A 24324-nucleotide genomic window follows, 5' to 3' on the forward strand; every position below is an offset into this window, starting at 1 on the left:
TTGCCAGTCCTACTGAGCGTCGGCCTTCGGAGCGTCGGCGCTCTCGGCGGGCTTCTCGGCCGCGGCGGCGTCTTCCTCCTGGACCACGATCAGGCTGATCTTGCCGCGGTTGTCGATGTCGGCGATCTCGACGCGGAGCTTGTCGCCCACGTTGACCACGTCTTCGACCTTGGCGATCCGCTTGCCGTTGCCCAGCTTGGAGATGTGCACCAGGCCGTCCTTGCCCGGCAGCAGCGAGACGAACGCGCCGAACGCGGCCGTCTTCACCACGGTGCCGAGGAAGCGCTCGCCGACCTTGGGCAGCTGCGGGTTGGCGATGGCGTTGATCAGGTCGATCGCCGCCTCCGCCGACGGGCCGTCGGCCGCGCCCACGTAGATCGTGCCGTCGTCCTCGATGGAGATGTCGGCGCCGGTCTCCTCGGTGATCGAGTTGATCATCTTGCCCTTCGGGCCGATGACCTCGCCGATCTTGTCCACCGGGATCTTCACGCTGGTGACGCGCGGGGCGAACGGGCTCATCTCGTCCGGGCCGTCGATCGCCTCGGCGATGACCTCCAGGATGGTGAGGCGAGCGTCCTTCGCCTGCTTCAGCGCGGCCGCGAGGACCTCCGACGGGATGCCGTCGAGCTTCGTGTCGAGCTGAAGCGCGGTGATGATCTCCTTGGTGCCGGCGACCTTGAAGTCCATGTCGCCCATGGCGTCTTCGGCACCGAGGATGTCGGTCAGCGCGACGTAGCGGGTCTCGCCGTCGACCTCGTCGGAGATGAGGCCCATGGCGATGCCGGCGACCGGCGCCTTCAGCGGGACACCCGCGTTCAGCAGACCCATGGTCGACGCGCAGACCGAGCCCATCGAGGTGGAGCCGTTCGAGCCCAGCGCCTCGGAGACCTGGCGGATCGCGTACGGGAACTCGTCACGCTTCGGCAGGACCGGGACCAGGGCGCGCTCGGCGAGCATGCCGTGGCCGATCTCGCGCCGCTTCGGCGAACCGACGCGGCCGGTCTCGCCGGTGGAGAACGGCGGGAAGTTGTAGTGGTGCAGGTAGCGCTTGTGCGTCTCCGGGGAGAGCGAGTCGATCTGCTGCTCCATGCGGAGCATGTTCAGCGTGGTGACGCCCAGGATCTGCGTTTCTCCACGCTCAAAGAGCGCCGAACCGTGCGCCCGCGGGATCACGGCGACCTCGGCGGCGAGCGACCGGATGTCGGTCAGGCCGCGGCCGTCCATGCGGACCTTGTCCGTGAGGACGCGCTTGCGCATGATCTTCTTCGACAGCGACTTGAAGGCCGCGCCGATCTCCTTCTCACGGCCCTGGAAGGCTTCGCCCTCGCCCAGGCCGATCTTCTCCAGCACGGCGGCCTTGACCTGGTCCGTCGCGTTGTCGCGGTCCTGCTTGCCCGCGATGGTCAGGGCGTTCGCGAGGTCGTCGGTCGCGATGGCGGCGACGGCGTCGAAGGCGTCCTGCTCGAAGGCGAGGAAGACCGGGAACTCGCCGGTCGGCTTGGCGGCGACGTCGGCCAGCTCTTGCTGTGCGAGACAGAGCACCTTGATGAACGGCTTCGAGGCCTCGAGGCCCTCGGCGACGGCGATCTCGTCCGGCGCCTTGCCGCCACCGGCGATCAGGTCGAGCGTCTTGTCGGTGGCCTCGGCCTCGACCATCATGATCGCGACGTCGTCACCGACGATGCGGCCGGCGACCACCATGTTGAAGGTGGCCTCTTCCAGCTGCTTCCAGGTCGGGAACGCGACCCACTGGCCCTCGATCAGCGCGACGCGGACGCCGCCGACCGGGCCCGAGAACGGCAGGCCGGCGATCTGGGTCGAGGCCGAAGCCGCGTTGATCGCGAGCACGTCGTACGGGTCGTCCGGGTTGAGGCTCTGGACGGTGATGACGACCTGGATCTCGTTGCGGAGACCGTCGGTGAACGACGGGCGCAGCGGCCGGTCGATCAGGCGGCAGGTCAGGATCGCGTCGGTCGACGGGCGACCCTCGCGACGGAAGAACGCGCCGGGGATGCGTCCGGCGGCGTACATCCGCTCCTCGACGTCCACGGTCAGCGGGAAGAAGTCGAAGTGGTCCTTCGGGTGCTTCGACGCGGTGGTCGCCGAGAGCAGCATGGTCTCTTCGTCGAGGTACGCGACGACGGCGCCGGCGGCCTGACGGGCCAGGCGGCCGGTCTCGAAGCGGACGGTGCGGGTGCCGAAACGGCCGTTGTCGATCACGGCTTCGGTTTCGTGCACGGTGACTCCGGTGGAGTCGGTCATAGGGTGTATCTCCTCTTTTGATCCTCTGTAACGGCGCGAGTCTCCCACCCTGGGACCTGTTTCGCCTGCGGACGCTCGAGGAGTGAGGCCGGTCTTCGATCGAAGCCCCCGGGCCGTTGCCCGGGAACCACTACCGAGGACCGGCGGACGGGTTCCTCGTGCGCGCTCGCGCCTTCTGTTCTTAGACCGAGGGGGAGCGACCGTCGTGGTCACTCCCCCTCGGGTTCAAGCTATCGGCGGAGGCCGAGACGCTGGATCAGCGCACGGTAACGCTCGATGTCCACCTTCATCACGTAGTTCAGCAGCCGGCGGCGACGGCCGACCAGCAGCAGGAGCCCGCGACGGGAGTGGTGGTCGTGCTTGTGAGCCTTGAGGTGCTCGGTGAGGCCGACGATGCGCTTGGTCAGCAGCGCGACCTGGGCCTCGGGGGATCCGGTGTCCGAGTCGTGCACGCCGTACTCGGCGAGGATCGACTTCTTCTCTTCGGTGGACAAAGCCACAGTGGTGCTCCTAGATATTCTGTGCCGTGCGGCCCGGACGATCGATCACGCCGGGTGAGACGGTCACGGCCGCCACGGACTGCAGCCGGACCCGATCGTCGAGGTTACCAGCCCCGTGATCAGCGGCTTCAGGCGCGGGCGTGGTGCAACTCGTACGACCGGATCACCCGGTAGTGCGAGACATCCTGCTCGCGGTCACTGCGGATCAGCACGGCTTCGGTCGCCGTCCAAGTTCTGCTGGTGAACCCGGCCAGCCGCTCCTCCCACGCGCTCGCGGCTTCCGGCCGGTCGCGGGGGAAGCGGGCCAGTGTCAGGTGGGCCACATAGGGCCTGCCTTCACTCTCCGCGCCGGCCTTCAGGGCCAGCTCGTGGAGCCCGGTTCCGGACACACTCAACCACAGCACCCCGGGGAATGTCGCGGCCTTTTCCAGCCGGACGTCGATCGGGCCCGCGTCCGCCAGCTGTCCGGCCAGCCGGTCGCCCCGGCCGTCCGCGTCGTCCTCGCCGTAGAAACCGAGGGTGACGTGCCAATGTTCCCGCCGCGACCAGCGCAGATCGCCGTCTTCGGGGACGCCCAGCGCCTCGGCGATCTCGTCGAGGACGTCGTCCGGCGGGATCAGGGCGCTGAAGAGGTTCATCAGGAGTTCTTGGCCGCCCGGCGCAGCAGATCCGCGAGGGACGGGAAATCGTCGTCGAGCAGCTTCGCGGCTTCGGTGAGGTCTTCGTCCTCGCCGATGTCCCGCAGCGCCGCGAGCACACCCTGGTCGTCGGCGACGGCACCGACCGGGATGCTGTCACGGCCCACCGTCGGCCGTGAGTCGCGGACGTCCTCGAGTGCCTCCTGCATGGCCTTCCGGTCCCCCGCGGCGACCGCCGGGACCAGCACCTTGCGCTCCAGCATGATCATCTTGGCGAGGACGACCGGGTTGCCGATCTTCGCGCGGCGGCCGCTCATCACCTGGCTGAGCATGGGCGCGCTGATGCCGAGAACCTCGGCGAGGAAGGCCTGGGAGATGTCGAACGCGACGACCAGTCTCCGCACGCGATCGCCGAGCGGCTCCCCGTACCACTCCCTCTGCAGCGCGATGTTCCGCTGGACGATCTTGTGGTCCTCCACCTGGTCCGCTCCCCTAACCCCGTCGAACGCCATGCGCGGTCCGTGACATCTTGCCACCGGACCGCGCCTTGACGGGCGTGTTTGTCGATTGTCATCCGGCCAAGGCCGGCTCCGGTCAGTCCTGCCCGCCGAGCAGTTCCCTGGTCCGGAGGACGTCTTCGTCGATCTGCTTCACCAGACCTTCCGACGTCGGGAAACGGACCTGGTCCCGCAGCTTGGCGACGAAATCGAGCGAAACGTGCTGTCCGTAGAAGTCTTCGTCGATGTCGAGGACGAACGCCTCGACGGTGCGTTCGCGCCCCGAGAAGGTCGGATTGGTCCCGACCGACACCGCCGCGCGCAGCCGGTGCCCAAGATCCGACGAACGGGTGAACCAGGCGCTGTAGACCCCGTCGGCGGGCACCGCGGCGAAGCGCGGCGTCGACAGGTTCGCCGTCGGGTAGCCGAGATCGTGTCCCCGGCCGTCGCCCCGGACGACGATGCCCTCCAGCCGGTGCGGCCTGCCGAGCGCCTCGGACGCCGCGACGACGTCCCCGGCGTCGATGCACGAGCGGACGTAGGTCGAGGAGAAAGTGATCTCGTTCTCCGTCTGCTGCTGCGCGAGCAGCCCCTGCAGTTCCGCGCCGTGCGCCACGAAACCGAACCGCTTCCCCAGTGTGCGCAGGAGAGTCACGTCACCGGCGGCCTTGGCGCCGAAGGTGAAGTTCTCCCCCACGATCACCGCGGCCGCGTGCAGTTTGTCCACCAGGACCTCGTGCACGAACTCGTGCGCCGTCAGCCTGGACAGTTCGAGCGTGAACGGCAGCACGCAGAAGACGTCGACGCCGAGGCCCTCGACCAGTTCCGCCTTGCGGCGCAACGTGGTCAGCTGCGCGGGATGACTGCCCGGCCGGATCACCTCCGACGGATGCGGATCGAAGGTCAGCACCACACTCGGCACCCCGCGTTCGGCGGCGGCGCGGACCGTCCTCGAGATCAGCTCCTGATGCCCGCGGTGCACGCCGTCGAAGACGCCGATCGTCACCACGCACCGTCCCCAGCTCCCGGGAAGGTCACCCAAACCACGCCAACGCTGCACTTGTAGCCCCGTCTCCTCCAGGCCCGCTTCGTGCACCACCCTAGGCGGGCAGCAACACGACCACCGACCGGGCCAGTTCGCCTTCGTCCGCGGCGAGCGCGAGCACCCGGCCGTCCGGTCCGAACATCCCGTACGTGCCCTCGATACCGGCCGACGGCACCCTCTGTCCATATCGGACCGACTGCGCCATACGGGCGTCCAGGTCGCGGCGCGGGAACGCGGCGGCGACGGCGGCGTCGAGGTCCAGTGAAAGCCCGGGCTCTTCTTCGAGCTGGTCGAGGGTGCGGGCCTTGGCGAGCGTGAACGGCCCGACCGTGGTGCGCCGCAGCGCGCGCAGATGCCCGCCGACACCCAGTCCCGCGCCGAGGTCACGGGCCAGCGCCCGGACGTAGGTCCCGGACGAACACTCGACGACGGCGTCGAGTTCGATCCGGCCAGCCTCGCGGCGGGTGGCGAGCAGGTCGAAGCGGTGCACGGTGACCGGACGCGGCGGGATCACGACCTCCTCGCCGGCGCGGACGCGGGCGTACGCGCGCTTCCCGTCGATCTTGACCGCGCTGACCGCGCTCGGCACCTGCTGGATGTCGCCGGACAGCGCGGCGATCCCGGCGGCGATCGCGTCGTCGGTGATCTTCTCGACGTCCTCCGGGGCGGCTTCGGCGATCGGCTCGCCCTCGGCGTCGTCGGTCGTGGTCGACAGTCCCAAGGAGAGGGTCGCGAGGTAGGTCTTGCGGTCCAGCGCCAGGTGACCGAGGAGTTTCGTCGCGCGTTCGATGCCGAGCACCAGGACGCCGGTGGCCATCGGGTCGAGGGTGCCGGCGTGCCCGACCTTGCGGGTGCCCATGAAGCGCCGCGCCCTGGCGACGACGTCGTGGGAGGTCATCCCGGACGGCTTGTCGACGATGACGAGACCGGGCGGCGGGGCTGGACGTTTCTTGGCGGGGGCTTGATTGGGGCGCGACACGGGCCGAACCCTATCTTTCGGACCCGTCCCTAGGACGAGACGGGCAGTGGCGCTTCGGCGTCCCAGCGGCGGCGCCGGATCTGCACCGGGATCTCCTCGCCGCGCGCCTCGGCCTCGAACAGCACGGCGCGGGTGCGCCGCCACCACACGAGCATCCGGAAGGTGCCCAGCGCGAGCACCGCGATGACGGACAGCAGCGCCAGGCGGAACGCGCCGCCGGTCCACTCCAGCAGGACACCGACCGCGAGCGCCGAGATCGTCGTGGCCACGAACCCGCCGACGTTCACGACACCGGTCGCGGTGCCGACGCGCGAGAGCGGGTTGTAGTCCCGTGCCAGCGCGAAGCCGATCATCGACGCGGGTCCGCCGAGGGAAAGGAAGGCGAACGCGGGGACCAGGACCGCGACCGGGGTCGTCCCGCCCCAGCCGAGCAGGACCGCCCAGATCACCGCGGCGACGCCGATGTACCCGCCGACGAGCGGCATCCGCAGCGACGGACGCCGTCCGATCAGGCCGCCGATGAACGGGCCGCCGATCATCGAGCCGAACACGAACACGATCAGCAGCGAACTCGCGGTGGACTTCGGATACCCCTGTCCCTGCACCAGGAACGGGACACCCCACAGCATGGTCAGCACGTTGGGCGCGAACATCGTGCTGAAGTGGACCCAGAATCCCAGCCTGGTCCCGGGGGTCCGCCACGCCTCGGCGACCTGGCGGCCGAGCACCTTCGGGTGCACCCTTCCGCGCGCAAGCTCCGGCTCCCCGGGCGGGGAGTCCTTGACGCGAAGGGCGACGACGGCGGCGTACAGCGCCGTCACCAGTCCGACGGCGAGGAACGTCGGGGTCCAGCCGGGCCCGTCGAGCAGCAGGCCGAGCGGGACGGTCGCGGCGAGGTTGCCGACGTACCCGATGGCCCCGGTCAGCGCGGCGAGCAGGGCGTACTGGCGGCCGGGGAAATGCGCGGCGATCAGCCGCATGATGCTCACGAACGTCAGCGCGTCGCCGAAGCCGACGACACCGCGCGCGACCAGGCCGAGCGGGTAGGAATCGGCGATCGCGAGCAGGATCTGGCCGAGGCCGAGGAAGAACACGGCGGCGGTGAGCACGCGGCGCGGGCCGTAGCGGTCGACCAGGACGCCGGTGGGGATCTGCATCGCGGCGTAGACGCCGACCTGCAGGACGGTGAACGTGCCGAGCGCGGCCGCGCCGACGCCGAAGCGGTCGGCGGCCTGCAGCCCGGCGACGCCGAACGACGTGCGGTGGAAGACGGCGAGGAGGTAGACGGTGACGGCGGCGAACCAGATGAACCAGGACCGGCGGGTGGCTCGGCCTGTCACAGTGTTTCCTCCTCGAGAACGGTTCGGGCAAGTGAAGACGCCCGCACTGCCGCCTCATATAGTTGTAGCTCCTAAGCAATGGCGAAACATACCCGTTACCCGGGTGGTTTTCGCCACACGCTCCCCCGCGGGGTCAAGCAGCGCGGACGGCGCCCTCCACGGCCCAGCGCCCGGAGCGCCACCGCACCAGCAGGGTCGCCAGCCGCAGCACCATGAACAGCGAGAGCCCGGTCCAGATCCCGGCCAGCCCCCACCCGAACGCGAGTGACAGCCAGACGAGCGGCAGGAACCCCAGCGCCGCGCTCAGCAGCGTCGCGTTGCGCAGGAACGCCGCGTCACCCGCGCCGAGCAGGACGCCGTCGAGCGCGAACACCACCCCCGCGATCGGCTGCAACGCGACGAAGAACCACCACGCGTGCGGGATCTCGCCGAGCACGGTCGCGTCCGAAGTGAACACCTGCGGCAGCACCCCGGCCAGCGACGCGAACACGACCCCGAGGAAACAGCCGAACACCAGGCCGTAGACGGTGATCTGGCTCGCCACGCCCCGCGCCCGTTTGCTCGCCCCGGCGCCGAGGGCGGCCCCGACGAGCGACTGCGCGGCGATGGCGAGCGAGTCCAGCACGAGCGCCAGGAACGTCCACAGCTGCAGCACGACCTGATGCGCGCCGACAGCGCCGGTGGACGTCCTCGCGGCGACCGCGGCGGCCGATACGAAGCACGCCTGGAAGGCGAGGCTGCGCAGCACCAGGTCCCGGCCGAGGCCGAGCTGGGCGCGCATCACCTTCGGCTCCGGGCGCAGCGGGACCCGCTCCCGCACCAGCGCCACGATGAACAGCGACGCCGAGATCACCTGCGCGACGACGTTCGCGATCGCGGAACCTTCCAGTCCCCAGTCCGCGCCGTACACCAGCACCGGGCACAGCACGGCGGAGATCCCGTTGCCCGCCAGGACATAGCGCAGCGGCTTGGCGGAATCCTGCACACCGCGCATCCAGCCGTTCCCGGCCATCGTGATCAGGATGAACGGCGTCCCGAACAGCGCGATCCGCAGCCAGGAGACGGCGGCGTCGGTGATCGCGGGGTCCCCGGACAGGACCCGGGCGATGGGCGCGGCCAGCAGCTGCCCGGCGACGATCACGACCAGCCCGACGATCACCGCCAGCCAGGTCGCCTGGACCCCTTCGCTGACCGCCTCGCCACGACGTCCGGCGCCGTGCAGCCGCGCCGTCCGCGACGTGGTCCCGTACGAGAGGAACGTCAGCTGGCTGGAGACCTGCGAAAGCACGACACCGCCGACGGCGAGCCCCGCCAGCGGCAACGCGCCGAGATGCCCGACGATGGCCGTGTCCACCAGGACGTACAGCGGCTCGGCGGCGAGGACGCCGAGTGCGGGCACGGCGAGCCCGAGTACGCGTTTCGGCGGGACCCGCTCGTCGGTTTCGGAGGCTTGAGACACCTCCGCAGCGTAAAGGGCCACGGACGGTGACCGTGTCGATCTTGGGCGGTCCCGGTCAGCGGGTCACAGCAGCGGTGCTCGCGACAGCGCCGCCCTCAGCCTGTCGAGTACCTCGTCCGCGGTGCCCTCCGCGGTGCACCCGGCCGCCTGGCGATGTCCGCCGCCGCCCAGCTCCCCCGCCGCGGCGGAGACGTCGACACCGCCCGCCGAGCGGAGCGAGACCGTCCACCGCTGCCGCGGCCCGGTCGGTTCGGCTTCCTTGAGCACCACGGCGACCCCGGCTTCCCGAGTGGACCGGACGACGTCGATGACCGCTTCGACCTCTTCCCCGCGCACCGTCCGCGCGGCGTCGAGGCTCACGACCGCGTACGCGAGCCCGAAGCCACGCGCCTCGTCCGGTTCGAGCCGGGCCCCCGCGAGGACGTCCGAAAGCATCGGCAACCACGCGAACGGGTGATCGTCGACGATCTCGCGAACCACCTTGTCCGGGTCGACACCGGCCTCGAGCAGCTTCGCCGCCATCAGGTGCGTGGACGGGCGGGCACGGCGGAACCCGCTCGTGTCGGTGACGAGCCCCGCGTACAGGCAGCGCGCGATCGGCTCGTCGATCTCGGCGCCGAGTTCCGCCAGCAACGCGAAGACCAGGACGGCGGTGGCTTCGGCGCTGTCGTCGACGACGTGCTTCGTGCCGAAGAAGACGTTGGACGCGTGGTGGTCGATCACCAGGACGTCGCCGCCGGCCGCGCGGACGGCGTCCACGCGCGGCGCGAGTTTCCCGAGCCTGCCCGGGGTGGGCGTGTCGAGCGCGACCAGCAGCCGCTCACTCTCCGGAAGCTCGCTCGCGGGGACGTAGAGCCCGCCGACGTCCAGGCTCCGCAGGGTTTCGGGCATCTCCTCGGGTTCGCCGACCGAGACCCGGACCTCGACGCCACCGCGCAGGTGGAGTGCCCGTCCGAGCGCCAGCGCGCTGCCCAGCGCGTCCGCGTCCGGGCGCACGTGGCCGAGCAGTGTCACGTCGTTCGCGCGCGCCAGCAGGGCGGCGGCGTCCTTGAGGTCCTGCGCCAAAGTGGTCGTCACGAACAGTCAAGCTACGCTCTTCGGGATGTCCGAGTACGCGATCCTGATCTACCCGTCCGCCAACCGGGTCTACACCGACTCCACTCCGGCCCTGCTGCGCGCGGAGCTGGCGGTGTTCGGTCTGTCCGCTTTGGAGACCGAAATCTCCGAGATCGGCGAGACGGAACTCGGCGGCGTCGGCTACCTCACCTTCACCACGCCCGCCCCGCTGAGCGAGCGCGATCTCGCGCTCCTCTCGAACCTTTCCGCGCTGTACGCGCTGTTCGAACTCGGCGACGGCGTCCTGAAGCCGGTCACGATCACCCCGCTCGCGAACTTCGACTCGGATCTGCTGACCATCCAGAAGTACCCGGGCAAGACGAACGAGCTGTTCACCAAACTCCTCGTCAACATCACCCTGCTGTCGACGGCGGACCCGGCCGCGATGCTGGAGAAGCCGCTGCACCTGCTGGATCCGCTGTGCGGCCGCGGCACCACGCTGAACCAGGCGATGATGTACGGCTTCGACGCGACCGGCCTCGACGTCGACGGCAAGGACTTCGACTCCTACGAGATGTTCGTCAAGACCTGGCTGAAGCAGAAGCGGATCAAGCACACCGCGGAGTCCGGTCAGGTGCGGCGCAACAAGGTCCGGCTCGGCAGGCGGCTCGACATCGGTTTCGGGATCACCAAAGAGCAGTACAAGGCCGGCGACGTCCGCAAGCTGAGCTACCTCAACTGCGACACGCTCACCACGGACGAACTGCTGCGGGCCAACTCCGTGGATCTCATCGTCACCGACGCGCCGTACGGCGTGCAGCACGGCAGCCACCGCACGCAGGACGCGTCGCTCGCGCGCAGCCCGCGGGACCTGCTCGCGGCCGCCGTCCCGGTGTGGACCCGGGTGCTGCGGCCCGGCGGCGCGCTCGGCATCTCCTGGAACACCAACGTCGCGCCGCGCGAGGAACTCGCCGCGATCCTGGACAAGGCGGGGCTGGAAGTCCGCGAGGACGGCCCGTTCGCGGAGTTCTCGCACCGGGTGGACCAGGCTATCGTGCGGGACCTGATCGTCGCGGCCAAACCGGCCTGACCCGCGGGCGTTTCCAGCATTTGGAACCGGAACCGGCTTCGTTGACCGGAACGGGCACATCTTCCTAAAGTCGGCTCGACGACAAGGAACACGGCGATCCATGCCGCGTCGACGGCATTTCCTTTTCGATCTTTCCGCTTTCGGTTGATTCATGCTGCCCATTTCCCGCGAGACAGGTGCCTGATGACGAGTGACCTAGAAGCGCCGCCTGCGGCACCTGCCCGGCCGGAGGAAGGATTGCGGATCGTGCCCGCCAGGCGGCCACTGACCTGGCTGGCCGCCGCGGTGGTCGCGGTCCTGGTGGCCATGGCCGGACACGCTTTGGTGACCAACCAGGCCTGGGAATGGTCGGTCGTCGCCGATTACGTGTTCGCCGACGCCGTTCTCTCTTCGGTCGTCCTGACCGTGGAATTGACGGCATTCGGCGTAGTCGCGGGATTCGTTCTGGGCACGGTTCTCGCGCTCATGCGCATTTCCCGGAATCCGCTCCTCCGTTCGGTCAGCTGGACCTATACGTGGATCTTCCGGTCGGTCCCGCTCATTCTCCAGCTGCTTTTCTGGTACAACCTCGCCATTCTCTACAACCAGATCTCCTTCGGCGTCCCGTTCGGACCGTCGTTCGTCTCGTTCGACACGATGAGCCTGATCCCGCCGTTCCTCGCGGCCGGGCTCGGCCTCGGCCTGCACCAGGCCGCCTATGCCGGGGAAATCGTGCGCGCCGGATTCCTCGCTGTCGATCAGGGACAGCGGGAGGCGGCCGCGGCGCTGGGCATCCCGGCGAGCAGGCAGTTCCGCAGAATCGTGCTGCCACAGGCGATGCGCTCGATCGTGCCGAACGCGGCCAACGAGATCATCGGCATGGTCAAGAACACCTCGCAGGTGTACGTGATGGCCCTGCCGGAACTCTTCTACCAGGTGCAGGTGATCTACAGCCGCAGCGGCCGGGTGATCCCGCTCCTGCTGGTCGCCACCGCCTGGTACCTGCTCTTGACGACGCTCCTTTCGGTGGCGCAGTTCTACGTCGAACGCCACTACGCCAAGGGCGCCCTGCGCACCGTCCCGCCCACTCCCCTGCAGAAGGCCCGCGCCGGCCTCGCCAAACTGAAGGCGGCGACCCGATGAGTGACGACTTCAAGGTGGACGTCCGCGGCGTGCACAAGGCCTTCGGCCCGCTCACCGTGCTCGACGGGGTCGACCTCCAAGTCCGCTCCGGCGAGGTCACCGTGGTGCTGGGCCCGTCCGGCTCCGGGAAATCCACGCTGCTGCGGCTCATCACCCATCTCGACCGCGCCGATCGCGGCTTCATCAGCGTCGGCGGGGAACTCATGGGGTACCGGCGCTCGGGCGACCGGCTGCACGAACTGCGCGAGCGCGAGATCCTCAAGCAGCGCACGCGGATCGGGTTCGTGTTCCAGAACTTCAACCTGTTCGGGCATCTCACGGCGCTGGAAAACATCGTCGAGGCACCGGTTTCCGCGCAACGCCGCTCCCGTGCGGAGGCGACAGCCCACGCGCGCGAACTGCTCGCGCTGGTCGGGCTCGTGGACAAGGCGGACGCCTACCCGCGGCAACTGTCCGGCGGGCAGCAGCAACGGGTCGCGATCGCCCGCGCGCTCGCGGTGCGCCCCGAAGTGCTCCTGTTCGACGAACCGACGTCCGCGCTCGACCCGGAACTGGTCGGCGAGGTACTCGACGTGATCAAGAAACTCGCCCGCGACGGCACCACCATGATCGTCGTCACCCACGAGATCGGCTTCGCCAGGGAAGTGGCCGACACCGTGGTGTTCATGGACGCCGGCCGCGTCGTCGAACAGGGCCCGCCCGCACAGGTCCTCGACACGCCCGAGCATCCCCGCACCAAGGCATTCCTCGAAAAGGTCCTTTGAGAAAACCCGGGAGTACCACCGTGAAGAAGCTCTTGTACCCGATCCTGCTCCTGTCCACGGTCGCGCTGGCCGCGTGCGGGACGACCGAAGCCGCGGCCCCCGCCGCCCCGCTGCCCGGGACCGAAGGGATCAACATCACCGCGCAGCAGAACCGGATCCGCGCGCAGAAGGTCGACGCCGTCGCGAATCTGGTGCCGAAAGCGGTGCGTGACACCGGGAAGCTGACCGTCGGGACCACCGGCAACGGCACTCCCCCGCTGTCGTTCCGCGCCGACGACGACAAGACGGTGATCGGCGTCGAAACCGATATCGCGCAACTGGTCGCGGACGTGCTGGGCCTGGAACTCGACCTCCAGGCGACGTCCTGGGAGAACCTCTTCCTCTCGGTGGAGACGGGCCAGTACGCGGCTGGCTTCTCCAACATCACCGTGACCGAGGAACGGAAGGACAAATACGACTTCGCCACCTACCGCAAGGACACCATCGCCTTCGAGGTCAAGAAGACCCGCGACGTCACCGTGAAGGAGCCCAAGGACATCGCCGGGCTCAAGGTGGGCGTGGGCTCCGGGACGAACCAGGAGCAGATCCTGGTGCGCTGGGACGAGCAGAACAAGGCCGCGGGCCTGAAGCCGGTGGAGTTCCAGTACTTCCAGAACACCACCGACTACTACCTGGCGCTGCAGTCCGGCCGGATCGACGCCTACGCGGGCCCCAACCCGACGGCCTCGTACCACGTCGCCGTGGACGGGCAGACCAAGATCGTCGGGACGGTGTCCGGCGGCGGCCAGATCCCGGCCGACATCGCCGCGATGACCAAGAAGGGCAACGGGCTCGCCGAGCCGCTGCGCCAGGCCATCCAGAGCGTGCTCGCCAACGGCCAGTACGCCGAGGTGCTCAAGCGCTGGAACCTGGGGAACGAGGCCGTGGAGGCGTCGCAGATCAACCCGCAGGGTCTTCCGCGCAAGTAGTCCTCTGGGTGCGGCGCGTGCAATGAAAGGCCCGTTACTTGCAAAATTTGCAAGTAACGGGCCTTTCATAGCGTCGGGGAGGGGAGGCGGCGCGTGCGGTCAGGCCATCCGGTCCCCCACGAACTTCACCACCTCGGGCATGATCTCGCGCCAGTAGTCGTCGTTGTGCTCACCGGGGGACATCTTCGCGACGGCGGGATCGAGCGCTTTGATGAGCTTGCGGTCGGCCCGGGCGAAGGGATCCGAATTCCCGCACCACACCCCTGTCGACGCCGCCGAGAGGTCGTCGGTGTGCAGCAGCGGCTCATGCGATTCCCACTGCGCGCGATCGGCGAAAACCTTGCGGGACTTGGCATCGGGCCAGCTCACGAACAGGGCGGCGCTCGCGACGGCGACGGCTTTGAGGTCCTTGTGGTCGCGGGCGTAGCGCAGTGCACCGAAACCGCCCATCGAGATCCCGAACATCGCCGTCGGCGGCCGCAGCTGGCGCTGGGCGAGCCAGCCGGGGAGTTCGGCGGACAGCATGCGCTGCGGGTCGTCGCCCTTGCCGACGTCCACCCAGTAGTCATCGCCGTCGACCGCGGCCACCGCGAAGGCGGGCATGCCGGCCGAGACGGCCTTGTTCAGCGCGTCCTGCACACCGAGGTTCAGGAACGTCCGGGCGTCCGCCCCGCGCCCGTGCAGGGCGACGCAGACGGACAGCCCGACCCGGGACACGCCGTCAGGGGCGATGATGACCAGGTTGACGTCCCGGTTCCGGGCCGCCGACCGCATCTTCTGCACCGTGACCGCTTCGGTCAACGGGGTCGGCCTGGTCGGCGGGGCCACCGGTGGTGGCCCCATCAGGGGTGCTCTTCCGGTACCACAAGCGGAAAGCAGTGCCGTGCCCCCGAGAGCCGTGGCTCCGAGCAGCAGGCCACGCCGGGTCACGGCGTGGCTCACTCGCTCAGCCCCGGGTCTCCTCATCGGCGAACTCATCGTCTTCGGCCTCTTCCCGCGGCGGCTTGTACGGGTCGGCTTCACCGGCGTGCTGTGCCCCTGTCGCCCGGCGGGCGACCTCGGCATCGGCTTCCCTGGCCTTCGCGAGGAGGTCCTCGATGCGCTTGGCGTCCTCAGGGATGCTGTCGGCCACGAAGGCCAGCGTCGGAGTGTAGCGGACTCCAGTGCCCTGTCCGACCTTCGTGCGCAGCACGCCACGGGCGGATTCGAGCGCCGCCGCGGCACCGGCGTGATCGGGCGTGGACTCCAGGTTCTCGCCGAGCACCGTGTAGTAGACCGTGGCGTCGTGCAGGTCGGCCGTGATCTTCGTGTCGGTGATCGTCACGTGGTTGAGCCGCGGATCCTTGATGTCGTGCTCGATCGCGTGCGCGACGATCTGTGAGATCCGCTTGGCGAGCTTGCGGGCCCGAGCGGGGTCGGCCATGGGATTCTTCTCCTCGAAAGATCTTTCCGTCAGTCATCTGGGCCGAGCAGCCGGCGGTGAGCGGAGAGCAGTTCCAACTCCGGCCTTCCGGCCACGAAGCGCTCACACGAGTCGAGCACGTCCCGGACGTGCTCGCCAGTCGCCGCGACCACGGCCACACCGATCAGCGCCCGCCGGTGCAGGTCTTGTTGCCCGGCTTCGGCGATGGAGACGTCGAAACGCCTGCGCACCTCGGCCAGCACCGGCTTGATCACGGATCGCTTCTGCTTGAGCGAGTGAACGTCGCCCAGCAGGATGTCGAGCTCAAGAGCTCCTACGAACATGGGGGTTCTGGGTTGGATAGAAGTGAAGCGGCGCTCCCCCGCCCAGATGCGAGGGAGCGCCGCCGTGTCACTTACGCACGCGGCTTTTCGCGCTGCTCGTACGTCTCGATGACGTCTCCGAGCTTCAAATCGCTGTAGCTGCCCAAGGTGAGACCACACTCGAAGCCCTCGCGGACCTCGGTGACATCGTCCTTTTCGCGCTTCAGCGAGTTGATCGGCAGGTTCTCGACGATGACGTTGCCGTCACGGAGGAGACGCGCCTTGGCGTTACGCCGGATCTCGCCCGAGATGACCATGCAACCCGCGATCGTGCCGACCTTCGACGACTTGAAGATCCCGCGGATCTCGGCCTTGCCCAGCTCGACCTCTTCGAAGATCGGCTTGAGCATGCCCTTGAGCGCGGCTTCGATCTCGTCGATCGCCTGGTAGATGACCGTGTAGTACCGGACGTCGACGCCTTCGCGGGTGGCCCGCTCGGTCGCCTTGCCCTGTGCCCGCACGTTGAAGCCCAGGACGATCGCGTTGGACGCGGTCGCCAGGTCGATGTCGGACTCCGTGACGCCACCGACACCGCGGTGGACCACGTTGAGCTCGACCTCTTCTTCGCCGACATCCAGCTGCATCAGCGAGGCTTCGAGCGCTTCGACCGTACCGGAGTTGTCACCCTTGATGATCAGGTTAAGGGTGCTCGTCTCCTTCAAGGCCTCATCGAGGTCTTCGAGGCTGACCCGCTTACGACGCGACGCGTTGAGCGCGTTGCGGGTACGGGCCGAACGCCGCTCGGCGATCTGCCGGGCGACCCTGTCCTCGTCGACGACGAGGAACGTGTCACCGGCGCCGGGCACCGAGGTGAACCCGATGACCTGGACCGGACGCGACGGGGTCGCTTCGGTGACGTTGACGTTGTGCTCGTCGACCATCTTCCGCACGCGGCCGTACGCGTCACCGGCGACGACGGAGTCACCGACGCGCAGCGTTCCGCGCTGGACCAGCACCGTGGCGACCGGACCGCGACCGCGGTCCAGGTGCGCCTCGATCGCGACACCCTGGGCCTCCATGTCCGGGTTGGCCCGGAGGTCGAGTGCGGCGTCCGCGGTCAGCAGGATCGCCTCGAGGAGACCATCGATGTTGATGTTCTCCCGCGCCGAGATCTCGACGAACATCGTGTCGCCGCCGTACTCCTCGGCCACGAGGTTGTACTCGGTGAGCTGCTGCCGGATCTTGTCCGGGTTCGCGCCCTCCTTGTCGATCTTGTTGATCGCGACCACGATCGGGGCCTTGGCGGCCTGCGCGTGGTTGATCGCCTCGACCGTCTGCGGCATGACGCCGTCGTCGGCCGCGACCACGATGACCGCGATGTCCGTGGCGTTCGCACCACGGGCACGCATGGCGGTGAACGCCTCGTGACCCGGGGTGTCGATGAACGTCACGAGACGCGGGACGCCCTCGAGCTCGGTCTCGATCTGGTAGGCGCCGATGTGCTGGGTGATGCCACCGGCTTCGCCCTCGCGCACCTTCGTCTTGCGGATCGTGTCGAGCAGTCGGGTCTTACCGTGGTCGACGTGACCCATGATGGTCACGACCGGCGGACGGACCTGCAGGTCTTCTTCTTCACCCGCGTCTTCGCCGTAGGTGATGTCGAAGGTCTCCAGCAGCTCGCGGTCTTCTTCCTCCGGGCTGACGACCTGGACGACGTAGTTCATCTCGCCGCCGAGCAGCTCGAGGATGTCGTCCGACACGGACTGCGTCGCCGTGACCATCTCACCGAGGTGGAAGAGCACCTGCACCAGCGAAGCCGGGTTGGCGTCGATCTTCTCGGCGAAGTCGGTCAGCGAAGCGCCACGCGGCAGACGGATCGTTTCGCCGCTGCCCTTGGGCAGGCGAACGCCACCGACGCTGGGCGCCTGCATGTTGTCCATGTACTCCATGCGCTTCTGGCGCTTGGACTTCCGGCCCTTGCGAGCGGGACCACCGGGACGCCCGAAGGCACCCGCGGTACCGCCACGGCCACCGGGGCCACCACGACCGCCGCCGCCGCGGAAACCGCCGCCACCGGCCGGGGCACCGCCACCGCCACCGGGGCCACCGCCACCGGGACGGAAACCACCGCCACCGCCACCGCCGCCGGGACGGAAACCGCCACCGCCACCGCCGCCGCCACCGGGACCGCCGCGGAAACCTCCGCCGCCGCCACCGGGACCGCCACGAGCGCCGCCGCCGGGGCCACCACGGGCTCCGCCGCCGGGACCGCCACGGGCGCCACCGGGACCACCGGCCGGACGGGCCGGACGGCCCGGCATCATGCCGGGGTTCGGGCGCGGGGGCATGTTGCCCGGGTTCGGCCGGTTACCACCGGGAGCGCCGCCACCGGGACGCGGCGGGCGGGTGTCGCCACCCTGCTGGCCGCCACCGGGACGCGGCGGACGGTTGTCGCCGCCCTGCTGGTTCCCGCCGCCGGGACGCGGTCCCGACGGACGCTGGGCCGGGGCACCGGATCCCACACCGAACGGGTTGTTGCCGACACGCGGGGTGCGCGGGCCGGGCTTGGGGCCGCCGGGCTTGGGGCCCTGCGGCTTCGGCGGCACGACCGAACCCTGCGACGGCGTCGAGGACGCCGGCGGGGTGGCCGGTGCTGCCGGGGTCTCCTGCTGGGGTTCGGCCGGAGCGGCCTTCGCCGCCGGAGCGACCTCTTCCTTCGGCGCCGGCGGCCGGGGGCCGGGGCGCGGACCCGGGCGGACACCCGGGGTGGAGGGACGGGACGGCTGCTGGGCCGGAGCCGGGGCCGACGACGCGGCCGGAGCGGACGCCGCGGGGGCGGCCGCCGGGGCCTCGGTCTTCGCCACGGGCGCGGGCTGAGCCTGCTTCGCGGCCGGAGCCGGGGAGGCGGGCTTCGCGGGCGGCGCCGGAGACGGACGCGGACCGGGGGTCGGAACCGGCTTCTTCTTGCCGTCCTTGGACGGGTACGCGTCACGGAGACGGCGGGCGACGGGCGCCTCGACGGTGGACGACGCGGACTTCACGAACTCGCCCTGTTCCTTCAACTTGGCGAGAACTTCCTTGCTGGTGATGCCGAGCTCTTTCGCGAGCTCATGTACTCGGGCCTTGCCTGGCACAGCTCTCCTCATCTGGGGAGGCCGGCGGCAGACCCGCAGACCTCGTCCTATTGTCGCGCGTTCATTGATTCAGCTTCACGGCTGACTCATGACGGGTCGACCTGCTTCCTGATTCCAACTGGCACCGGGGATGTCCCGGCGCCTTCAGCTTTCGGCGAGCCGCTCCAGGCGTTCGTGGACACCTTGGGCGTCAAGCGACCCCGGAACACGAAGTGCTCGGGGAAACGCTCTGCGCCGCTCGGCCTTGGCAAGACAGTCCGGCACGGGGTGCAACCAAGCACCCCGGCCCGGCAACCGCCGACGCTCGTCGACGATCAGCCGTCCGTCCGCCGCGACCACTCGCAGCAACTCACCGATCAAGGCCCGCCGACGGCAACCCACACAGGTGCGAACCGGAGTTTCCCGGTCGCGCTGGAGGTCGGTTCCCGGCCGCGGGCTCTGAACCACTCGTAAGTCTAGCGCTTCGACCTTCACTCAGCCGAACCGGTTGCCGCGGCGGGCCGCGCCTGCCCGGCGTGTGCTTCATCACCCTGCTCAGGGGCGGCGTCGCTGCGGATGTCGATTCGCCAACCGGTGAGACGGGCGGCGAGGCGGGCGTTCTGCCCTTCCTTGCCGATCGCGAGCGAAAGCTGGAAGTCCGGGACGACGACGCGAGCGGTCTTGGCCCGCTCGTCGACGACCCGAACAGAGACAACCTTCGCGGGCGACAGCGCATTCCCGACGAACCTCGCCGGGTCTTCGGAGAAGTCGATGATGTCGATCTTCTCACCCGCGAGTTCGCTCATCACGTTGCGCACCCGCGCGCCGACCGGGCCGATGCAGGCGCCCTTGGCGTTGACGCCGGGCACCGTCGAGCGGACGGCGATCTTGGTCCGGTGCCCCGGCTCGCGCGCGATGGCGGCGATCTCGACCGTGCCGTCGGCGATTTCGGGGACCTCGAGGGCGAACAGCTTGCGCACCAGGTTCGGGTGCGAACGCGACAGCGTGATCTGCGGTCCGCGGTTGCCGCGCGCGACGGTGACGACGAACGCCTTGATCCGGTTGCCGTGCTCGTAGGACTCGCCGGGGACCTGCTCGATCGAGGGCAGCACGCCTTCGATGTCGCCGACCTGGATGACGACCATGCCGCGGGCGTTGGCGCGCGCGTCGCGCTGCACCACACCGGCGACGATCTCGCCCTCCTTGGCGGAGAACTCGCCGAAGGTCTTCTCGTGCTCGGCGTCGCGCAGGCGCTGCAGGATGACCTGCCGCGCGGTGGTCGCGGCGATCCGCCCGAAGCCTTCGGGGGTGTCGTCCCACTCCTCGTCGGTCTGGCCGTCCGGGGTGAGGGTGTGCGCGAGGACGCGCACGAGGCCGCTCTTGTGATCGATGTCGATCCGGGCGTGCGGCTGGTGGCCCTCGGTGTGCTTGTACGCGGTGAGCAGCGCGGTCTCGATCGCTTCGATCACCGTCTCGAAGGGGATGTCCTTGTCCCGTTCGATCGCGCGCAGCGCGGCGATGTCGACGTTCACTTCGGCTCCTCCTTCGGCTCTGTGGTGGCGGCGTTCAGGGCCGACGCATCGGTTTCCAACAGTTTCAGGTCCTCGGCAGGTGGTTGCTTGAACTCGATCTCGATGACCGCCTTGGCCACCGAGGCATAACCGACGTCCCGGATCTCGCCGTCGACGAGCACGCGCGCGGCCTTCTCGCCGGCGTGCCCCACGCGGCCGATGAACGCGGCGCCTTCGACGGGCGTGACCTTGACGAGGCGGAACTTCGCGCGCCGCCAGTGCCTCTGCACGGTCAGCGGCCGGTCGAGGCCCGGCGAGGTGACTTCGAGCGTGTACGCACTGGCGATCACGTGCTCGTTCTCGTCGAGCGCGGCGGAAACCGCGCGGCTGACGCTCGCCACCTCGTCCAGTCCGACGCCGTCGTCCCCGTCGACGACGACCTTGACCAGCTGGCGGCGGCCTGCTTGCTGGACCTCGAAGGAATCGAGGTCGAAACCCGCGGCCTTGACGGCTTCGGCCACGATGGGCTCCAGCCTGCTGGCGAGGTCGTTGGGCACGGTGGAGCGCTCCTGTTCGGCTGTGGGCGACCCGGCGGTGTGGATCCGGGTTCGGTAGTGGGCCAGCTTATCTGGTGACCCCCGCGTGACGCGCGAGCGGCGGCCCCGCACGGGGTACTGGCAGGATGGGGCGGCGTGACCGGAAGATCGACCGAGCCCACCTTGCCGAGCCGTCGCGCTTTCCTGCGGATGGGAGCGCTGGCCGCGCTGGCCGTGCCGTTGGCGGCCGCCTGCTCCCCCGGGTTCGACGAAACCCCCGATCCGCTGGGTCCGCTGCTGCGCGCGGCGGAGACCGACGCGGCGGGCGCGAAGGCGTTGACCGGCGCCGAAGCCGAGTCCGTCGCCACCGCGCGGGCCGCGCACGCGGCGGCGCTCAAGCCCGAGGTGGACCGGCTCAACCGCCCCAAGCCGGAACAGGCGGGCCCGGGAGAGACCCCGCCGTCGTCCGTGGACGGGCTCAAGGAACGGCTCGCCCAGGCACGCAAGCAGGCCGAGGGTCTCGTGCCCTCGCTGCCCCGCTACCGCGCCGGGATGGTCGCGTCGATCGCGGCGGGCTGCGCGGCACTGCAGCAGAGCTCCGACAAACTCGGCCGCGGCGACGACGCGGGAGCCGTCGAGGTGCCCGCCGGAGTCCAGCTCGGCGGGGAGACCACGGAGGCCGTCCAGCAGGCGCTGGCCACCGAACACGCGGCGATCTGGGTGTACGGGCTGGTCAGCGCCTACCTGCCCGCCGCCTTCAGCGGTGCGGTGGCGCGGGGCACGGCCGAGCACGTCAAACGGCGGAACGTCTGCGAACGGATGCTTTCCGCGGCGGGCCAGACACCCACGGGACCGGAGGCCGCGTACGTGCCGCCGAAGCCGGTGACCGAGGCGAACTCGGCGATGGAGCTGGTGGCGACGGCCGAGGCGGACGTGACGGCGGCCTGGCTCGGCGTGATCGACCGGACCGACGACGCGGCCCTGCGGACGACGGCGTTGAACGCGCTGATCGGGTCGGCGCGGCGGGGGACGGCCTGGCGGGCGGAGTTCGGCGCGTCCCCGGTGGCGATCGCGATGCCGGGTCAGTCGGCCTGAAGTCTTTTCGGCGGCGGTGAGGCGTCGCCGCGCGCGCTATGAAAGGCCCGTTACTTGCAAATTTTGCAAGTAACGGGCCTTTCATAGCACTGGGAAGTGCGTGAAAAACTCAGCGGCGCAGGTCACCCGAAAGCCGCAGGGCGTCGGTCGCGATCCGCTCCAGCACCGGCTTGTCGGTCTGCTTGTCGTAGAAACCGGCCAGCACGATGGCCACCTCGGGCCCGGTGACGTGGGAGTCGTAAGCCGCGTCCTGCCCGGAGATCTTCGGGACGCCCTGGCCCTTGAAGGTGCCGTCGCGCACCAGGTCGGACACGTTGCCCGTGCCGTCCTTGTCGGTGAGCGCCTTGAGCTGGGTCGCGGTGACCTCGCCGGGCATCGTGACCAGGACGACCGAGACCAGCGCCTTCTTCCCGGCGGTCTCGGTCGTGTACAGCGCCCGCGAAAGCCGTGTGCACGGCGTCTGGGTGAAGAAGTCCTTGGTGTCGCCGTAGGCCTTGCTCGCGCAGTCGGAGGTGACCTGCGGGCCCTCGATCAGCGTGTACTGGAACTGCCCGCTCTTGGCGGGCGGATCCGCGACCGGGGTCGTCTCCGGCTCGTGCCGGATCAGCCACCAGAGCAGGGCCGAGACGACCGCGATGGCGACCAGCCCGGCACCTTTCAGCGCGAGGCCCTTGGTGTCCCTCGACGGCTTCGGGGCGGGCGGCGGCCCACCCGGCCCTGCCGGTCGCACCGGCTGAAGCCGGGCCGTTTCCGTCGCTCCCGGGGTAAATTGCGCACCAACCACGGGAACATACGGTAGTTCACGCCGCCCCGAAGGTTCACCTGAACGTGCTTATCACGCGTTCGACGTCGTCAGCCGTGTTGTAGAGATGGAACCCGAATCGCTGCCTTCCGGCCCGGGTACCGGCCACGATGCCCGCTTCCGCCACCTTCCCGGCGTCCGCGTCGAGCGAGACGATCGCACTCCCCTGACCGGGTGACCCGAGCGCTTCGAGGAGTGAGTCGGCGAGACCCACGCAGTGCGCGCGGACGGCGCTGAGATCCAAGGAGCCGAGGTAGTCCAGCGAGGCGGCGGCGCCGACGAACGAGAGCCAGGCCGGGGACAGGTCGAGCGACCGGGTGCCGTCCGCGAGCCGCAGAGGGAGGCCGTAGACGGTCTGCCAGCGGTCTTCCCCGGCGTACCAGTTCGCGGCCACCGGCGTCGCCCGCTCCAGCGCTCGCGGATGGACGGCCATCCAGGCCGCCCCGCGCGGCGCGAGCAGCCACTTGTACCCGGCGCAAACCACCCAATCGGCCCAGCCGAGGTCGAGCGGCTGCCAGCCGGCTGCCTGGGTGACGTCCAGCAGGACCGCCGCGTCCGCCGCCTCGGCCGCGGCGCGAAGCCTCTCCAGGTCGATCTGGGTGCCGTCCGCCGATTGGACGACGCTGACCGCGACGAGGTCGTGCCCGCCGACGCGTTCGGTCAGCTCGGCCAGCGGGACTTCGGTGACCTTCACCCCGCGGTACGCCTGCGCCGCGAACGGGAAGGTGACGCTGGTGAAGTCGTTCCCGGCGACCAGCACGCTGGCGCCGTCGGGCAGCCCGGCCGCCACGTTCGCGATCAGCTGCGAGACGGACGCCCCGATCGCGACCCGCTCCGCCGGGACCCCGATCAGCGCGCCGAATCCCGCCCGGGTCCGCGCGACGGGCTCGTCGAAGTCCGAGGGCCGGGCCTCGCCGCGCCGCCACCGCTCGACGGCCTCCGCCACCGCGTCGGCCACGTGCGACGGCGGGATGCCGATGCTGGGCGTGTTCAGATAACCGGGCGGGACGGCGAATTCGGCTCCGAAGGTCTGCATGCCCACGAGGCTAATGAGATTCCGGGAGCAAGGCCGCGACGTCGTCGTAGGACGGCGGGACCAGCGGGAGTTCGCCGCCGTCACGGATGGCCTCCACCGTGCGCAGCGTGGCGGCCAGCGCCATCCGGTACGGCAGCGAGCCGAGGCTGATCCGTGCGACGCCGAGTCCGGCCAGGCCGTCGACGGTGACCTTGCCGGGCAGGAACAGCAGGTTCACCGGCACGCCGACGGCCTTCACCAGCCGCTCGACGTCCTCGGCCCCGGAGAGCCCCGGCACGAACACCCCGTCGGCCCCGGCGTCCACGTAGGACAGAGAGCGGGCGATCGCGGCCTCGATGTCGGGCTCTCCCAGCCAATGCGTGTCCGTGCGTGCGTTGACGAAGAGACCGGGAGCGCGCTCCTTCGCCGCCGCGATCTTGGCCGCGTGCAGCACGGGATCGCCGAGGGCGTCTTCGAGGTTGATGCCCACGACGCCGGCTTCGGCGAGTTCCGCCGCCAGCGCCCCGACCTCGCCCGGGTCGTCGCTGAACCCGTCGGCGAGGTCGACGCTGATCAGCGCGTCCAGTCCGGCGAGCCGCCGGGCCAGCCGGACGGTGACGTCCTTCGAGGACGGGGCGCCGTCCGGCTCGCCCTCGGCGGCCGAAACGCCGAGGCTGGTGGTGCCGAGCGCGGGAAAGCCTTGCGCGGCCAGGAAGGCGGCCGTGCCGAACTCCCAGACGTTCGGCAGGAGCAGCGGGGAACCGGGGGCGTGCAGTGCGGCGAATGCGGTCATGTCACGACGGTAGC

General features: G+C 69.7%; 24 protein-coding genes. 5 read left to right on the plus strand and 19 right to left on the minus strand.

From position 1 onward, the window contains the following. Positions 1 to 9: 9 nt before the first annotated feature. The 9 genes from ACLJRM_RS34280 to ACLJRM_RS34320 form a co-directional block, all read right to left on the minus strand. A complete protein-coding gene (locus tag ACLJRM_RS34280; protein ID WP_101606294.1) occupies positions 10 to 2262 on the minus strand; it encodes a polyribonucleotide nucleotidyltransferase in 2253 nt (750 codons plus the stop codon). Between the two features lie 230 nt (positions 2263 to 2492). Next, positions 2493 to 2762 (minus strand): 30S ribosomal protein S15, encoded by a 270-nt coding sequence (gene rpsO / locus ACLJRM_RS34285; protein WP_003084034.1) that lies wholly within the window; start codon positions 2760 to 2762, stop codon positions 2493 to 2495. 128 nt (positions 2763 to 2890) lie between these two features. Beyond that, positions 2891 to 3400: an RNA 2',3'-cyclic phosphodiesterase gene (gene thpR / locus ACLJRM_RS34290; protein WP_410665449.1), complete on the minus strand. Its 510-nt coding sequence runs from the start codon at positions 3398 to 3400 to the stop codon at positions 2891 to 2893. Continuing rightward, positions 3400 to 3879 carry a helix-turn-helix domain-containing protein gene (locus ACLJRM_RS34295; protein WP_076154920.1) on the minus strand — a complete coding sequence of 160 codons (480 nt, stop codon included), beginning with the start codon at positions 3877 to 3879 and terminating at the stop codon, positions 3400 to 3402. The genes thpR and ACLJRM_RS34295 overlap by 1 nt, the downstream gene beginning before the upstream one ends. Positions 3880 to 3994: 115 nt before the next feature. Then, the gene (locus ACLJRM_RS34300) at positions 3995 to 4957 is read right to left on the minus strand and encodes a bifunctional riboflavin kinase/FAD synthetase (RefSeq protein WP_101606292.1); all 963 of its coding nucleotides are present in this window, start codon (positions 4955 to 4957) and stop codon (positions 3995 to 3997) included. A 40-nt stretch (positions 4958 to 4997) separates the two neighbouring features. Continuing rightward, positions 4998 to 5921, minus strand: a complete 924-nt coding sequence (gene truB / locus ACLJRM_RS34305; protein ID WP_101606291.1) for a tRNA pseudouridine(55) synthase TruB — start codon at positions 5919 to 5921, stop codon at positions 4998 to 5000. Between the two features lie 29 nt (positions 5922 to 5950). Then, positions 5951 to 7261 carry an MFS transporter gene (locus ACLJRM_RS34310; protein WP_410665450.1) on the minus strand — a complete coding sequence of 437 codons (1311 nt, stop codon included), beginning with the start codon at positions 7259 to 7261 and terminating at the stop codon, positions 5951 to 5953. A gap of 133 nt (positions 7262 to 7394) precedes the next feature. Then, positions 7395 to 8720 (minus strand): MATE family efflux transporter, encoded by a 1326-nt coding sequence (locus tag ACLJRM_RS34315; RefSeq protein ID WP_410665451.1) that lies wholly within the window; start codon positions 8718 to 8720, stop codon positions 7395 to 7397. 63 nt (positions 8721 to 8783) lie between these two features. Next, positions 8784 to 9797 carry a DHH family phosphoesterase gene (locus ACLJRM_RS34320; RefSeq protein ID WP_101606288.1) on the minus strand — a complete coding sequence of 338 codons (1014 nt, stop codon included), beginning with the start codon at positions 9795 to 9797 and terminating at the stop codon, positions 8784 to 8786. 25 nt (positions 9798 to 9822) lie between these two features. Between ACLJRM_RS34320 and ACLJRM_RS34325 the strand changes: the two genes are divergently transcribed. From ACLJRM_RS34325 to ACLJRM_RS34340, 4 genes are all read left to right on the plus strand, one after another. Further along, positions 9823 to 10866: a TRM11 family SAM-dependent methyltransferase gene (locus ACLJRM_RS34325; protein WP_410602416.1), complete on the plus strand. Its 1044-nt coding sequence runs from the start codon at positions 9823 to 9825 to the stop codon at positions 10864 to 10866. 183 nt (positions 10867 to 11049) lie between these two features. After that, positions 11050 to 11988 carry an amino acid ABC transporter permease gene (locus ACLJRM_RS34330; protein WP_410665452.1) on the plus strand — a complete coding sequence of 313 codons (939 nt, stop codon included), beginning with the start codon at positions 11050 to 11052 and terminating at the stop codon, positions 11986 to 11988. Then, the gene (locus tag ACLJRM_RS34335) at positions 11985 to 12752 is read left to right on the plus strand and encodes an amino acid ABC transporter ATP-binding protein (protein WP_101606286.1); all 768 of its coding nucleotides are present in this window, start codon (positions 11985 to 11987) and stop codon (positions 12750 to 12752) included. Before ACLJRM_RS34330 ends, ACLJRM_RS34335 begins: the two co-directional genes overlap by 4 nt. Before the next feature lie 20 nt (positions 12753 to 12772). After that, positions 12773 to 13720 carry an ABC transporter substrate-binding protein gene (locus ACLJRM_RS34340; RefSeq protein ID WP_101606285.1) on the plus strand — a complete coding sequence of 316 codons (948 nt, stop codon included), beginning with the start codon at positions 12773 to 12775 and terminating at the stop codon, positions 13718 to 13720. Between the two features lie 99 nt (positions 13721 to 13819). Here the strand turns inward: ACLJRM_RS34340 and ACLJRM_RS34345 are convergent, their stop codons facing one another. From ACLJRM_RS34345 to rimP, 7 genes are all read right to left on the minus strand, one after another. Next, positions 13820 to 14686: an alpha/beta hydrolase gene (locus ACLJRM_RS34345; protein WP_410665453.1), complete on the minus strand. Its 867-nt coding sequence runs from the start codon at positions 14684 to 14686 to the stop codon at positions 13820 to 13822. Then, a complete protein-coding gene (rbfA, locus tag ACLJRM_RS34350; protein ID WP_101606283.1) occupies positions 14667 to 15143 on the minus strand; it encodes a 30S ribosome-binding factor RbfA in 477 nt (158 codons plus the stop codon). Before rbfA ends, ACLJRM_RS34345 begins: the two co-directional genes overlap by 20 nt. A gap of 29 nt (positions 15144 to 15172) precedes the next feature. Then, complete coding sequence (locus ACLJRM_RS34355; protein WP_101606282.1) at positions 15173 to 15466, minus strand: DUF503 domain-containing protein; 294 nt, start codon at positions 15464 to 15466, stop codon at positions 15173 to 15175. Between the two features lie 71 nt (positions 15467 to 15537). After that, the gene (gene infB, locus ACLJRM_RS34360) at positions 15538 to 18579 is read right to left on the minus strand and encodes a translation initiation factor IF-2 (RefSeq protein ID WP_410665454.1); all 3042 of its coding nucleotides are present in this window, start codon (positions 18577 to 18579) and stop codon (positions 15538 to 15540) included. A gap of 144 nt (positions 18580 to 18723) precedes the next feature. Further along, a complete protein-coding gene (locus ACLJRM_RS34365; RefSeq protein WP_410602430.1) occupies positions 18724 to 19053 on the minus strand; it encodes a YlxR family protein in 330 nt (109 codons plus the stop codon). After that, the gene (gene nusA / locus ACLJRM_RS34370; protein WP_101606279.1) at positions 19050 to 20090 is read right to left on the minus strand and encodes a transcription termination factor NusA; all 1041 of its coding nucleotides are present in this window, start codon (positions 20088 to 20090) and stop codon (positions 19050 to 19052) included. Before nusA ends, ACLJRM_RS34365 begins: the two co-directional genes overlap by 4 nt. Next, a complete protein-coding gene (rimP, locus tag ACLJRM_RS34375) occupies positions 20087 to 20626 on the minus strand; it encodes a ribosome maturation factor RimP (RefSeq protein ID WP_101606278.1) in 540 nt (179 codons plus the stop codon). Before rimP ends, nusA begins: the two co-directional genes overlap by 4 nt. A 135-nt stretch (positions 20627 to 20761) precedes the next feature. Here rimP and ACLJRM_RS34380 point away from each other — a divergent pair, with 135 nt between their 5' ends. Then, positions 20762 to 21700 (plus strand): ferritin-like domain-containing protein, encoded by a 939-nt coding sequence (locus ACLJRM_RS34380; protein WP_410665455.1) that lies wholly within the window; start codon positions 20762 to 20764, stop codon positions 21698 to 21700. Between the two features lie 109 nt (positions 21701 to 21809). Here the strand turns inward: ACLJRM_RS34380 and ACLJRM_RS34385 are convergent, their stop codons facing one another. From ACLJRM_RS34385 to ACLJRM_RS34395, 3 genes are all read right to left on the minus strand, one after another. Next, positions 21810 to 22430: a hypothetical protein gene (locus tag ACLJRM_RS34385; protein ID WP_101606277.1), complete on the minus strand. Its 621-nt coding sequence runs from the start codon at positions 22428 to 22430 to the stop codon at positions 21810 to 21812. Positions 22431 to 22518: 88 nt separating this feature from the next. After that, positions 22519 to 23538, minus strand: a complete 1020-nt coding sequence (locus ACLJRM_RS34390; RefSeq protein ID WP_410665456.1) for an aminotransferase class V-fold PLP-dependent enzyme — start codon at positions 23536 to 23538, stop codon at positions 22519 to 22521. 10 nt (positions 23539 to 23548) lie between these two features. Further along, positions 23549 to 24310, minus strand: coding sequence for an isocitrate lyase/phosphoenolpyruvate mutase family protein (locus ACLJRM_RS34395; RefSeq protein WP_410665457.1), 762 nt, complete (start codon positions 24308 to 24310; stop codon positions 23549 to 23551). Between the last annotated feature and the right edge of the window lie 14 nt (positions 24311 to 24324).

Source organism: Amycolatopsis sp. lyj-84 (assembly GCF_046549075.1).
Lineage (GTDB): Bacteria > Actinomycetota > Actinomycetes > Mycobacteriales > Pseudonocardiaceae > Amycolatopsis.